At 39.2% G+C, this 13,438-nt stretch carries 11 protein-coding genes; 1 reads left to right on the top strand and 10 read right to left on the bottom strand.

Translation table 11 applies throughout. From position 1 onward, the window contains the following. Nucleotides 1-65 precede the first annotated feature (65 nt). From FD50_RS08560 to rlmD, 7 genes are all read right to left on the bottom strand, one after another. A complete protein-coding gene (locus FD50_RS08560; RefSeq protein WP_056961155.1) occupies nucleotides 66-1,643 on the bottom strand; it encodes a peptide chain release factor 3 in 1,578 nt (525 codons plus the stop codon). A gap of 54 nt (nucleotides 1,644-1,697) precedes the next feature. After that, nucleotides 1,698-2,987, bottom strand: coding sequence for a hemolysin family protein (locus FD50_RS08555; RefSeq protein WP_056961154.1), 1,290 nt, complete (start codon nucleotides 2,985-2,987; stop codon nucleotides 1,698-1,700). An 84-nt stretch (nucleotides 2,988-3,071) separates the two neighbouring features. Next, the gene (locus tag FD50_RS08550) at nucleotides 3,072-4,529 is read right to left on the bottom strand and encodes an ATP-binding cassette domain-containing protein (protein WP_056961153.1); all 1,458 of its coding nucleotides are present in this window, start codon (nucleotides 4,527-4,529) and stop codon (nucleotides 3,072-3,074) included. A 141-nt stretch (nucleotides 4,530-4,670) separates the two neighbouring features. Then, complete coding sequence (locus FD50_RS08545) at nucleotides 4,671-5,795, bottom strand: AI-2E family transporter (protein ID WP_056961152.1); 1,125 nt, start codon at nucleotides 5,793-5,795, stop codon at nucleotides 4,671-4,673. Nucleotides 5,796-6,006: 211 nt separating this feature from the next. After that, complete coding sequence (gene ntdP / locus FD50_RS08540; protein WP_056961151.1) at nucleotides 6,007-6,552, bottom strand: nucleoside tri-diphosphate phosphatase; 546 nt, start codon at nucleotides 6,550-6,552, stop codon at nucleotides 6,007-6,009. Between the two features lie 102 nt (nucleotides 6,553-6,654). Beyond that, nucleotides 6,655-7,827 carry a serine hydrolase domain-containing protein gene (locus FD50_RS08535; protein WP_056961150.1) on the bottom strand — a complete coding sequence of 391 codons (1,173 nt, stop codon included), beginning with the start codon at nucleotides 7,825-7,827 and terminating at the stop codon, nucleotides 6,655-6,657. A gap of 34 nt (nucleotides 7,828-7,861) precedes the next feature. Then, on the bottom strand, nucleotides 7,862-9,253 hold the full coding sequence (gene rlmD / locus FD50_RS08530) for a 23S rRNA (uracil(1939)-C(5))-methyltransferase RlmD (RefSeq protein ID WP_056961149.1): 1,392 nt from the start codon (nucleotides 9,251-9,253) through the stop codon (nucleotides 7,862-7,864). Nucleotides 9,254-9,365: 112 nt separating this feature from the next. Here rlmD and recX point away from each other — a divergent pair, with 112 nt between their 5' ends. Further along, entirely contained in the window at nucleotides 9,366-10,163 is a 798-nt protein-coding gene (gene recX / locus FD50_RS08525) for a recombination regulator RecX (RefSeq protein WP_054757994.1), read from the top strand. Nucleotides 10,164-10,461: 298 nt separating this feature from the next. On the opposite strand, the gene FD50_RS08520 is transcribed toward recX, so the two are convergent. From FD50_RS08520 to galU, 3 genes are all read right to left on the bottom strand, one after another. Then, entirely contained in the window at nucleotides 10,462-11,382 is a 921-nt protein-coding gene (locus FD50_RS08520; protein WP_228888236.1) for a YihY/virulence factor BrkB family protein, read from the bottom strand. 50 nt (nucleotides 11,383-11,432) lie between these two features. Beyond that, nucleotides 11,433-11,945 carry a LysM peptidoglycan-binding domain-containing protein gene (locus FD50_RS08515; protein WP_056961148.1) on the bottom strand — a complete coding sequence of 171 codons (513 nt, stop codon included), beginning with the start codon at nucleotides 11,943-11,945 and terminating at the stop codon, nucleotides 11,433-11,435. Between the two features lie 573 nt (nucleotides 11,946-12,518). Beyond that, complete coding sequence (galU, locus tag FD50_RS08510) at nucleotides 12,519-13,391, bottom strand: UTP--glucose-1-phosphate uridylyltransferase GalU (protein WP_056961147.1); 873 nt, start codon at nucleotides 13,389-13,391, stop codon at nucleotides 12,519-12,521. Nucleotides 13,392-13,438 lie beyond the last annotated feature (47 nt).

The raw sequence follows: 13,438 nt of genomic DNA, 5'->3' as shown, positions 1-13,438 counted from the left end.
CCGGAATAAAAGAGGGGCTGTGACAAAATTTAACTTTTGTCACAGCCCCCTTTATTTGGGTTAACTTACAATTTAGCTGTTAATTTAACCTGTGGATATTTATCTTTAAACCAACGTTCAGAAAATGCATTTTCAAAAAGGAACAGTGGATTTCCTTGACGATCTTTAACTAATAAATTACGCGATGACGACATCTTTTCATCTAACTGTTCTGGTTCAATCCACCGGGCAATTTTCTTACCCATCGGAGTCATTATAACCTCAGAATGATATTCATTTAACATTCTGAATTGGAAAACCTCAAATTGCAATTGTCCCACAGCTCCTAGAATATACTCCCCGGTACTATAGCTTTGATACAGTTGCACTGCTCCTTCTTGGACAAGTTGTGCAATTCCTTTATGAAATGATTTTTGTTTCATGACATTCTTTGCGGTTACCTTTACAAAAATTTCAGGCGTAAACTGTGGTAATTTTGCAAATTGTATTTTATTTTTACCTGAAAAAATAGTATCACCAATTTGAAAGTTACCCGTATCATACAAACCGATAATATCGCCAGCAACTGCTGTTTCAAGTGTTTCACGTGTTTCCGCCATAAATTGAGTAGAGTTCGACAAGCGTAATTTTTTCAGGTTGCGCGTTAATGTCACATCCATTCCACGCTTAAACTCACCCGAACAAATTCTGACAAAAGCAATCCGATCCCGATGATTAGGATTCATGTTAGCCTGTATTTTAAAAATAAAGCCCGAAAAGTCAGTTGCGACAGGTTCAATTTTTTGCCCGTCAGCTAATGTATGCGCTGCAGGTGCAGGTGCAAATTGCAAGAAAGCATCGAGAAAAGTTTTGACCCCAAAGTTTGTTAATGCTGATCCAAAAAAAACAGGTGTTAGTTTGCCTTGTGCGATCTTAGCTGCATCAAACTGATTGCCGGCATCATGCAGTAAGCGAACTTCGTCTAAAACTTGCTGATAAATACTCTCTTCAGCTAAAGGTTCGGCATCCGAAATCTCACCTTGATCATTAAGTGCAATCAAGCTCTCAGCTTGATCCTCTCGCCGGTAAAGCTCAACGCGGTGATTAAAAAGATCATAGATTCCCTTGAGCCCCTTACCCATTCCAATTGGCCAATTCATAGGATACGCAGCGATCCCTAAAACTTCTTCCAGCTCAGTAACAAGATCAAGTGGTTCACGCCCATCACGATCCAACTTATTAATAAATGTAAAAATTGGAATTCCACGCATTTTACATACTTGGAATAACTTTTTAGTCTGTGGTTCAATTCCCTTAGCAGAATCAATCACCATCACAGCAGCATCGACAGCCATCAACGTCCTGTATGTATCCTCAGAAAAATCCTCATGCCCGGGAGTATCAAGAATATTTACTCGTTTACCAGCATAATCAAACTGCATTACAGAGCTAGTAACAGAAATCCCGCGCTTTTTTTCAATCTCCATCCAGTCAGACTTCGCAAAACTTCCTGATTTCTTTGCTTTGACAGTTCCCGCTTTACGCACGACACCGCCAAATAATAAGAGTTGCTCCGTAATTGTTGTTTTTCCGGCATCTGGATGAGAAATAATCGCAAAGGTCCGTCTTTTGTTGACGGCCTCAGCCAAACTTTCACTTTTCATAATTAACCTCTTTCATCTATTCTAATAAAAAACATTTTTTGCTCTAACTCAAGCTTACCCTTTATTTGCTTGGCTTTTTTCACGCCGGACATGTGCAATAGTCAAAGCAGGTGGCAGTGTAATCCTAAGTGCCATGATTCTAGAATCATCAACCTGCTCTGTAACCAAAACAACATGCTCTGGAGTCTCAAACTCCACCTTGCTGCCGTCTTCAGGAATAAAGCCCAGCTTAGCAATCATATAGCCCGCAATTGTGTCTACCTCATTCATTTCCAAAGCAGTCCCAAACTCATCATTAAAATCATCGAGTGCTAGTTTTCCTTGCACAATAAACTCATTATCAGAAATCTTTTGATAACCGCGATCAGGGTGATCCGATTCATCCTCAATCTCGCCAACAATTTCTTCTAGTAGATCTTCAAGCGTTACTAACCCGACAACTCCGCCATATTCATCAAAGAGAATTGCAATTTGATTCTTGGTTTTTTGCATTTCAAACATTACTTCATCAATTGGCATTGTCTCTGGAATAAAGAGTGCTGGTTGCATAACTCTCCTGATTGTTACATGATCAAAACCATCCTTACGGGCAGTGCGTAAGATATTTTTAATATGCACAATTCCAACAATATTATCTTTGTTTTCATTAAAGACAGGCACACGTGAATAAGGCATTTGTAAGATGGCGTCTATATTGCGATCGTTGTCATTTTGAATATCTACCATAAAGGCATCAGTTCGTGCAACCATCACTTCGCGAGCCATTTTTTCATGCATCGAGATAACCCCTTCGATCATTTCAAAGGCTTCAGGATTCAGCCGACCTTCATTACGTTGTTCCGTTATCAATGCCACAATGGGATTTGCAGGTACTTTACCATCCTCAATGGCACTATTGGCTGTCCTACTGCGATTTATAACATTAAGCAAAAATTCCATTGGGATAAATAGTACACCACAAAAACTAGCGAAGCGACAAACTCCTCTTAAAAGAGTTCCCGTATTGCTTTTACGAATAGCTTTCTGTAAAGACTCGGCCAAAATTGCACTAATCGTCAAAATAATTACAAAAATTACCACGAGTAAGACTAAATTTTGAACGGAAAAAAGAGTTCCATTAGCCAGAAAAAGTTCAGCAGCACACACAATACTGAACAAGCAGCCAAAAAACTGTGCAAAATTAACCGCTCGTTCATGCTTTTGAAGTGTTTCAAACACAGCACTTTTAGCTTCATGATATGAATGATATGCCAGTAACGCACTTCTAATCACACTAGCACTTCCTAAGGCAACTAGACATAATCCTATAAGTAATATTTCAGCAAGTCCGGGGTCTGAGTTCATCTTTTTATTCTCTCCAATTGTTAAAAACTTGAGATTAGTTCTTGACTATACAATACCAAAATAAACTGAGTAATTCCACTCAACTTACTGTGGGACATGGATAACATCGCCGGCCTTTAAATCACTATCAGAGCTCAATTTATTGATTGCTTTAAGCTTATCGACCGTTGTTGCATATTTTTCTGCTAAAGCTTCCAAAGTATCACCGGATTGAACATTAATTGTTTGAGTATTTTTCAGCAAAGCTTGTTGACTTTCACTGGCTGCCTTTGAACTTGAAGCACTAGCAGATTGCGCTTTAGCACTTGATTCACTAGCTGCTTTCGCAGAAGATGCCTGTGCTTTTGAAGATGCTTGAGCTGCACTTGTTTTAGCTGCCGCGCTTGCATTTTTTTGACTTTGTGCCAACGAATTCTTTTTACTTGAACTGCTTGTTTGTGCTTGCTTTTTACCAAATGTACTTTGCACGCTCTCCCATGTTCGTGCAACCGCAGCTTTATGACTGAGTGCCGCCCACAAGAATATTAAAACTAATACAAGCACTCCGCTAACAATGAACGTTTTTAATTTTCTGCGCTGCTTTTTTTTGGTTTTATGCGCAGTTGGCGCAGCCTTTTTTGTCTCTTCAGTAACTGCCAGATTAACCGGATCAGCCCCCCGATCCTTGTAAAAGGCCTTACGCATCCGTGGTTCATCTTTGCGTGTAAAACCATGCTTAAATTGTTCTACCTTGAACTCCTCATAAACAGTCCCAACATCAAAAGTTTGCCGTTCGTGTTCTTTTTGTGCAAGATATTCATTCTTTTCTGGAAGTGCTAGTGCTTGGTACCAGCTGGAAAAATATTCAAACTGAACCATTACATCTCGTGTAGCTCCAAAATCTTGGGCTTGTCCGAATTGTAACCACAATGTCCGTTCGCAAAAACGTTCGATATTGATCACATTGGTATCCGCAATGACAAACGAAACCCCCCGGTCCTTCAGGTTATCAATTCTTTGCGCGACTTTTTTAAAAAACGACAAATTAATGGCTCCCAAAAGACTGTCAATCAATACCAGTTGCGGCTCTACATAAAGTGCAAGTGAAAGTGCTAAACGCGCTGTTACTCCTAGTGAGTATGTCTTCACTGGTCGATATAACCATTCGCCTAACTCACTAAAATTAATAATCGCATTAATCAAGTGGTTAGCTTTAAACTCATCAAGTTTGGCCGCAAACACTGCCTGTTTAATATTCTCAAGTCCGGTCAGATTAACATCAGAAATAGAATGAATACTGGCTAAGTTTACTTTAGCTTCCATCGTGATAAAACCTGTCGTTTGTTTTTCATGCCCGGCAAGAATATTAATTAACGCAGACTTACCAGATCCATTAGTTCCTAGCAGTCCAATTCCTTCACCTTGGTTGATCGCTAAAGAAATACCTCGCAATTCCCAAAAATTTTTAGTCTCTGCAACCGGAAGCTTAGCCTTGACCAAGTCTTTCTTCTCCGGTAACAATGGTGCACATTTCGTAATATATTTTATTTCCATTTTTTTCATGAATTTCACCTATTATGCTTTGCAATTTACTACCAACAATATTACAAGATAGATTATTTTCAGTCAATTAGCTGACTTACTTCAATTATCGCGGATAGCTCTCCTTAACGAACTCCGCGCATCCGCTTTTTTATCAGCAATTCACTGCCCGTTTTTCTCATTATTTAACAGGTATATATCGTGGAAATACTTCACAATCACCTTTAAGACTGCATAGGTTGGAATACCAAGAATCATTCCCATTAAACCAGCCAGGTTACCTGCAACTAACAGTAGCATAATAATAGTCAGCGGATGAATATCGAGTGATTTACCAATTACATTTGGATACACTAAGTTTCCGTCAACTTGCTGCACAACTGTGCAAACAATAATTACCAAAATAACCATTTTAGTTGAAACGGAAAAAGCCAAAATCAGTGCGGGCAAGACTCCAATATAAGGTCCAAGATAAGGGATGATATTTGTCGTTCCTGCTAAAACACCCAGCAAAAGCGCATAAGGCATCCCAATTGCCCAATATCCCAAGGAAATGAAAGTCGCAATGAAAGTACATTCAATTACTTGCCCTGCAATATATTTTGAGATTGTATCTCCCATTTTAGTCAAAAGTTCTTCTACTTGTTCAGCCCTTTTGCTAGGCATCATCTTTTGAATGTTGGGAATCAAGCGATGCCCATCTTTCAGCATATAAAATAACATAAAAGGGACTGTGATGATTGTCACTGTAATGCTGGTAATCATCCCGATTACTGTTCCTAAACTTTTCGTTAACGAACCCAAGAAAACCTCAACTGAACCCATCACATTTTTCTCAAGCTTACTAATATAGCTTTGAACATCTAATTGGCGCATCCATTGATGATCGCTGAGATCATTGTAAAAATGGTTAGTCACTTTTTGAACAGCACTGATATAATCAGGCGTTTTAACCACCAATTGTCCAACTTGTGAAATCAACAGCGGAATCATAAAGGTCAGCGCTAAAGTAATAATTCCTAACAACATTAAAAAAACCAAAGACACTGCTAAGGTCCGGTTAATTCTAAAACGACCGAGATGTATTTTCATGAGAAAAGAAACTACCGGTCTGAAAAGATAGTACAGAAAACCAGAAATAATAACCGGGACAAAAAGTGTTGAAATGAATGTCCCTACCGGATTAAAGATAAAGCTGATCTGAGTACAGACCCAAACCAGCGTTGCAACTAGCAAAGCCTCTACCGTAATATACATCAACTTTGAATTTTTTAATTTATCAAACATTCTCAGGTCAGTCCTCACTTATTTCTGATTAAATAATACCACACCTGCAATTGATGTTAAAAAGTAACCAAAATGGTCAGCTACTCGTGAAATGAATAAACACGTCCTCTAGGCGTAAAGCCGGTTTTAAGACAACTGCTCGCTTCCAGCATAAGATAGTATTAGGGGGCCGTACCGAAACAGCCCCCTAATACTTCTACAAACACATCATTTACAAACGTCGTGACAATTCTAAATACCGATTGTACCAAATATCGACATATTCTTTCGAGAAAGGCCCCTTCTTGTGTTCAATCCAATCGACAAGTGTAAGCACATTATGTTTCAGGATTTTGTCCGTTTCCTGGGAGTAATTCCATTTTGCAGCATGCTCCTCATACTCATCGACATCCAACAAGCGTTTTTCACCATTTGGAAAAACCTTAACATCCAGATCATAATCGATATACTTTAGCGCTTCTCTGTCCAAGACCGCTGGTGACGCAAGGTTACAATAATACGAAACTCCATTATCACGGATCATTGTGACAATGTTGAACCAGTAATGCTTATGAAAATAAATCAAAGCCGGTTCTCTGGTAACCCAACGACGCCCATCTGCTTCTGTAACCAAAGTATGGTCATTGCAGCCTATCAGGGCATTTTCGCTTGTCTTTAGTACCATCGTATCTCGCCACGTTCGATGTAAACTGCCATCGTGTTTATAACTTTTGATGGTGATAAAGTCACCTTCCCTTGGTTCTTTTGACTGCCGCATGGAAAAACCTGCCTTCTATAAACACAGGTGTAATTTTACACCGATATCATAACTATTATAGCAAACTTGTGCCAGAAATCCCAAAAATTATTTGGTTTAAGCTTATTTTTTGAAGGTCTGCAAGAGTGCATGGTAAAGATCCGCGTCAAGCACCAAATTAAAGGGTTTATGCAAATTTGCGACATTCGTCTGTAAAATCACAGCATCTTTTCCATTAGCGGACAAGTCGCCAACCGTCTCATAACCATATTCATAGCCATGTACATGATACCCTGATGTGATCCCTAGTTTTTTAAATTCTGGCAGTTGCGCCAAATGATACAACCCCGCACTATAATTATTTCGTGGGGGGAAGGTGGTATATAAAAGCCGCGTCTCAGTTTGCGTTAAAAACTTTCCGTCTAAGAATGAACTAAGCATCTTGTAAAGGTCCGGTGTGCTCATATACAAGTTTCCAGTCCCTAATTCATTAGAATATTGAAAAGCCTGCTCTTTTATCCTCCGCAACTGCTTACCTTTAACTTGTGTATATGCAAGCGCTTTTTGACTTTGAGCCTGTTCTTCATTAAAAAAATAAGTGTTCTTGAGCTTTAATGGTTTACGTATCATTGTGTTAAAGGAGTCTTCATAGCTGTGTTGTGTAATCTTTTGCAAGATTCCGGCCAAAAGCACATAATTAGCGGGCTGGTAGCTTTGACGTCCAATCTGTTTAACGTTAATCTGAATTTTATGACTGACATAATTGACTAACGCGGTCGCTGTTAAGACATTCCGCGGCATGGTCGCTAAATTAGTTCCAGACGTCATGTTTAGCATTTGTCTGAGTGTCACTAAGTTGCCATTTTTGATATTTGGATAATACTTTGCCAAATGATCATTTAAGGAAAGCTTGCCTTTATTAGCTAACAGCATAATCATCATTGCAGTAGCTGATTTTTGCAACGAAGCAATTTGATACGTTGTTTTACTGCCGTTTGGTACCTGATTATCTACATCTGCATATCCATAACCTTGCTGATAAACCACCTTGCCATCCTTAATCAACAACGCTTCACCTGTAAAACCGGATTTTTGCAGACGATGCTCCGTATACTCGCTGATGGCCTTAACTTTTTTCAAGTATTTACGTTCTTTAACACTCAGCTTTTTATGACTTTTTTGTTCAATTTTTTGTCGTGTATGCTGTGTTTCTTGAGATAAGGTGAGGCTTCCAACTAGCAGGCAACCTACCAACAAAAAGAAACACAAGCCTCCCAAAAATTTTTTCTTATTCATAAATAACCTCTTAAACAACAGTCTTCAACACCACCTACCGCAGAGTTAACTTCACAATTGCTTCACTTCTTGCTGTCTGCGGAAACATATCAATTGGCTGGATATACTCGACCTGATAAACCTTAACCAATTCTTTCAAATCACGAGCCAATGTTGCCGGATTGCAAGAAACATAGACAAATTTGCGTGGGCGAACCGTAATAATCGTTTTAAGCAATTCTGAGTCCAATCCAGTTCTAGGAGGATCAACTACCAGCGCATCCGCTACAAAACCCTCTTTTATCCATTGCGGGATAACTTCTTCAGCCTTTCCACATTCATACCGAGTGTTCGTGCGTTTGTTTAACTGTGCATTTGCACGTGCATCCGTAATTGCGGCAGGTGTAATATCCATCCCTCTGACTTCACTTGCATGTTGCCCCACAAAAAGACCGATTGTCCCCACTCCACAGTAAGCATCAATCAAGGTTTCTCCTTTTTCTAAGGCAAGTGCCTCTTCTACTTTACGATACATTACTTCAGTCTGAGAAGGATTTAACTGGAAGAAGGCACGTGCAGAAAGCTTGAACTTAACTGTACCCAGTTGATCGACAATAAAGTCTTGTCCTGCAAGCAAATTAGTTTCTGCTCCCCAAATAAGCGCGTCCTGGTTCATATTAATATTCTGCATGACCGAGCTTAACTGTGGAACAGCCTGCTGCAACTCAGCTAACAGCGGTTTTTTATGTGGAAATTTAGGTGAATTTGTAACAAAAACAAGCTGTGCCTGACCCGTTGCAACTGACTCTCTAACCACCAATGTCTTGACAATTCCGGAGTTTTGCTGCTCATTGTAAATGGGAACTTCATACTTTTGTAAGAGACTGCAAACTATCCGCATGATTTTCATTGTCAGTGGACGCTGGGTACTGAAAGTTGGCAGTGCAACTAGCTCATGTGTGCCTCTTTTATATAATCCCGCTACAACTTCTCCACGTTCATTTTGACGCACTTGAAACTGAGCCTTATTTCGATATTCATAAGGGACTTTCATCCCGAGGGTCTGCTTCAAAATAAAATGCCGGTATCCGCGCGGCTTAAACTTTTCAAGTGACTGCATAATAATATCACGTTTAAACTCTAGTTGTTTTTCATAAGCGAGCTGTTCAAGTTCAATCCCGCCGACATCGTAGTCATCCCTTTTTGCAACCCGGTGCGGACTTTTTTCGCGGATCTTATGCACCTTAGCCGTTGCATAATGCGGATTATCACGGACCACTTCAGCAACGATCACTTCTGCCGGTAAAGCATTTGGCACAAACACAACCTTGTGTTTAAAGTAACCAATTCCTTCACCGTTAATTCCTAACCTTTTGATTGTTAAAGGAAAACGCTGCCCACTAGTCAGTGCAACTCCTTTTACGCTCCTGTTTTTCTCGTATTGCATGCAGTAAACTCCTTAGTTTTTGTGATAGTTAATTATAACACTGCAATTCTCTTTTTTTGCCGGCAGTTAGTCATGTATAATAAAAAATGAAAATACTGCTGGAGGTTCGCTTATGCCACAAAAAATAACTATGATTAAAACCCAAAGAAAAAAAGGACGCTATAATATTTATCTTGATGGACATTATAGCTTTTCTGTCAGTGAAAGCGTGCTGATTAAACACCAACTTTACAAGGGACAGGAAATCACTGCACAACTAAAGCAAATTTTAAGTACTGAAGACAGTTTTTCACAGTTTTACGAAAAAGCCCTAAATTACCTTAGCTATCAATTACGGAGCGAAAAAGAGATCTATACTTATTTACGTAAATATGAAGCTGACCCGGAAGTAATTGCTAAAGTGCAGCAAAAACTGCGCTTAGAAGGCTTAGTGAATGATCAGAAATTTGCTGAAAGTTACATTAGAACAATGTTGAAAACCTCTGATAAAGGATTCAAAGTGATTCAACAACAATTAAGACAAAAAGGGATTCCAGCAGAAACAATTACAGCAGCTGCCAGTGAGTACGATGAAGCAACAGCAACTGCTAATCTCCAAAAGCTCTGTCTCAAACTTGCAAAACAATATCACAATCAATCCAGCAAGCTGCGTTTGCAAAAAATAAAGCAGCGGCTGCTCTCCAAAGGATTTTCATTTGATGAGATTACCACTGCACTTGCAACGCTTGATTTAACAAACGATCTCCAATCTGAGAAAGAAGCGCTCACCTTGCAATTCGAAAAAGCTGCCAAAAAGTATCATTTGTTAACTTCTCAAGAAAAAAAGTTTAAAATCAAACAAACACTCTATCGCAAGGGATTCGCTCTGACGGACATCGAACAACTTTTAGACAAAGAAATTCAGTCATAGTTAAAAGTCCGGTCGGCATTTTAAGGCAAATAAAAAGGTTCGGTTAGAAAAACTGAATTTAATCAGTCTTCAAACCCAACCTAATTTTTAAACTAGTTTACCTGGCAATATGCTGGTACGTTCAAGGGGCTGTGACAAAAGTTAAATTTTGGCACAGCCCCTCTTTTATTCCGGATAAACGTGTTCCATAAGTCAAAATTCTCCGTCTAGCTTCGCATTACTCATAGCAAAGTACTCGCTATCTTCGGAATTTCGAGTTAGTACTCAAATTTTCCCGACTTATGTCACCCGCTCCTTTTTAATCTTTATTTTCATGATCCGGACGATATTTTTCAATGTAATGCCGAATTTTACCTGATTTTGGTTCAATTTTATGATACTTTTTTTCTTCTAAAGTTGCATTAAGCACAGCTCCTAGCATAATCGCCCAACCTGCATAGTTCAACCAAAACAACAACACGATAAAAGTTCCAATTGTCCCATAGCTTAAAACAGAACGTGCAAAATAACGCACATAGATCGAAAAACCTTGTGCAAGTAAAACCCAACCTGCCGTTGCCAAAAAAGCTCCTGGAAAAATCAAGTGCAAGTGAATGTGGGCATTTGGTAAAAAATAGTACATTAAACTAATAATAAAGAACAAAGCCACAACCGTTACCGGCCACTTGAATGTTCCAAAAAGACTGATTAAATCCGTTGGAAGATGCAGCAGCGGCGTTAAGTAATCTAAAACCAGCTGTCCAAAACTAAACAATGTAATGATGATCACCATTAAAACTACAAATACGAGCGTTAAAAAAAATGAAGCCAGCCGCACGACAATCGCACTTTGTGAATTTTTGACCCCATAAGCATTATTCATAGCCAGCTTGAGTGCATTAACTCCCCTGCTAGCCGCCCATAAAGCCACAAGTGCGCTGATTGAAATTACGCCCCCATTTCCCTTTTGTAAAAACGAAGTTACTAAAGGGCGCAAGGTATTATAGATTGTCCCAGGAACTGCAGTCTGCAGGTAATTCAAGATTGTTGCTGCATTCAAATTCAAAAGCGGCATCAAGTTTCCCAGTAAAATAATCGTTGGAAAAATTGCCAATAAAGAATAATATGCAATTACAATTGCAGTGTTGTTAAGATTGACGCCTGCACTTCGTTGCAGCATTGCTGAACCTACATCTTTGATCGTAGCAAAGTTAACGCTCCCCTTTTTAATCTCTGCCACCTCCTAATCTGTTCAGCATAAATTATACCATGACACCTTAAATTCTACAGCTAATTACTACTGGATTGCTCACCTGTGGCAGCTGTTGTACTAGTCGTTGGAACCTTCAGAGTGGTCCCGCTAGAAATCGCCCCATCTTCGAGACTATTAAGCTGCATTAATTCTGAAGTAGTTGTTTGATATTTCGTTGCAATTGCCGATAAGGTGTCTCCTGCGTGCACTACATAGTATTGGTACTGGCTCTTTTGCGTGGATGCTTGTTTAGCACTACTACTTGAAGCAGTTGTAACTGTCTTTGCCTTACTTGCTTGCTTATTTTGCGCAGAACTGCTGGTGCTAGCTGAAGTTGCTATTTGTTGCGTTCCATATTTTTTCCGTGCGAGACTTTGTTGTTTTTTATATTCAGACTTTTGATGCTGTGCCGTGTCCCCAAAAGAATTTTGCAGATGCGCACGGACCACATTGCTGCGTAACCCTAGAAAAGCCACTGCAACTACAACAACTGCTAGTACCACTCCCCATAACCATTTTAGATTCTTCTTTTGACTTCTTTTACGTGTCATTTTTGTCTCCCCTTATTTTAATTCATAAAATTAAAACTCTTCCCTAGTAATTATCAGATATAACTTAAATAATTTCAATAAAAACTATTAAGTCTTCCCCAAAAAATATTCAAGTGCATGACTCATTTGCACAAAAGACAAGCACTGGCACTTTCTTCCAAAACAAAACTAAGACAGCATGGATCGCTTCCAACGAATTTGTGTCTTTATTTAAACCTGCAACGCAGATCGCTTCGTGTAATTCAAAGTTAGCCGCAAATCTTTAACTTAATGAAATACATTTAAGCGAAATAAATAACGTGAAGAGAGTGTGACATAAGTCGGGAAAATTTGAGTACTAACTCGAAATTACGAACATAGCGGGTACTTTGCGATGAGTAATTCGAAGTAGATGGAGAATTTTGACTTATGGAACACGTTTAGCCGGAATAAAAGAGGGGCTGTGACAAAATTTAACTTTTGTCACAGCCCCTTCTCGTTATTTTTTTAGATTTGCCAATTAACGTGTCCGATTCCAAAAACACAATTGGAATTTAATTAACCTTAAATTAGGCAAACCACATTACTCACTGCTTATTTCAAATTTTTGGACAATTCCTTGATATATGCTCTCAAGTCATCTTTGACTTCTGGATGTTCCAAACCAAATTGAATAGAAGTCTTCAAATAGCCAAATTTATAGCCAACATCAAAGCGCTCACCTTTAAATTCATGTGCAAAAACACGTTGAATTTTATTTAAGCGATCAATTGCATCGGTTAACTGAACCTCATTGCCTGCACCTGGTTTTTGTGTCTCTAACATACCAAAAATCTCAGGTGTCAATAAGTATCTACCAATAATTGCTAAATCGCTAGGTGCCTTATCAACTGCAGGCTTTTCAACAAACTTTTTGACATCATAAAGCCCTGCACTTGTTTCAGAACCTGGATCAATGACACCATATTTGTAAACTTCTTTATGCGGAACCTTCATTACCGCTAAAGTTGAAGCGTGGGTTTGGTCGTAACGATCAATTAACTGCTTAGTCAGCGGAACCTTATCTCTCATCAAGTCATCGCCAAGCATTACAACAAAAGGCTCGTTGCCTACAAAGTCCTTTGCCATCAAGACGGCATCACCAAGTCCTCGAGGATGCGACTGCCGAATGAAGTATAAGTTAATATCGGTTGTCTGTTCAACTAGTTTGAGCAGATCCGTCTTTCCCTTTTCTTTTAAATTCTGTTCCAATTCCGGAACTGAATCGAAATGATCTTCAATTGGGCGCTTGCCTTTACCAGTAACCACCAAGATATCTTCAATACCTGATTTTTTTGCTTCTTCCACAATGTACTGAATCGTTGGTTTATCAATAATTGGCAGCATCTCTTTTGCCAGGGCCTTAGTTGCTGGCAGGAAACGTGTTCCTAAACCTGCGGCCGGAATCACAGCTTTTCTAACTTTCATCATGCGAGCTCCTTTATCTGTTAGCGTTGTCAAAATACATCCCTCAT

The sequence above is a fragment of the Liquorilactobacillus satsumensis DSM 16230 = JCM 12392 genome, assembly GCF_001435195.1.
In the GTDB taxonomy this organism is placed as follows: Bacteria; Bacillota; Bacilli; order Lactobacillales; family Lactobacillaceae; genus Liquorilactobacillus; species Liquorilactobacillus satsumensis.
This window is presented reverse-complemented; position numbering and strand designations above follow the sequence as displayed.

What these genes read in the sequence shown, in the direction of transcription:
- FD50_RS08560 (WP_056961155.1), bottom strand. Translation starts at nt 1,643, where the DNA reads ATGAAAAGTGAAAGTTTGGCTGAGGCCGTCAACAAAAGACGGACCTTT.
- FD50_RS08555 (WP_056961154.1), bottom strand. Translation starts at nt 2,987, where the DNA reads ATGAACTCAGACCCCGGACTTGCTGAAATATTACTTATAGGATTATGT.
- FD50_RS08550 (WP_056961153.1), bottom strand. Translation starts at nt 4,529, where the DNA reads ATGAAAAAAATGGAAATAAAATATATTACGAAATGTGCACCATTGTTA.
- FD50_RS08545 (WP_056961152.1), bottom strand. Translation starts at nt 5,795, where the DNA reads ATGTTTGATAAATTAAAAAATTCAAAGTTGATGTATATTACGGTAGAG.
- ntdP (WP_056961151.1), bottom strand. Translation starts at nt 6,552, where the DNA reads ATGCGGCAGTCAAAAGAACCAAGGGAAGGTGACTTTATCACCATCAAA.
- FD50_RS08535 (WP_056961150.1), bottom strand. Translation starts at nt 7,827, where the DNA reads ATGAATAAGAAAAAATTTTTGGGAGGCTTGTGTTTCTTTTTGTTGGTA.
- rlmD (WP_056961149.1), bottom strand. Translation starts at nt 9,253, where the DNA reads ATGCAATACGAGAAAAACAGGAGCGTAAAAGGAGTTGCACTGACTAGT.
- recX (WP_054757994.1), top strand. Translation starts at nt 9,366, where the DNA reads ATGCCACAAAAAATAACTATGATTAAAACCCAAAGAAAAAAAGGACGC.
- FD50_RS08515 (WP_056961148.1), bottom strand. Translation starts at nt 11,945, where the DNA reads ATGACACGTAAAAGAAGTCAAAAGAAGAATCTAAAATGGTTATGGGGA.
- galU (WP_056961147.1), bottom strand. Translation starts at nt 13,391, where the DNA reads ATGAAAGTTAGAAAAGCTGTGATTCCGGCCGCAGGTTTAGGAACACGT.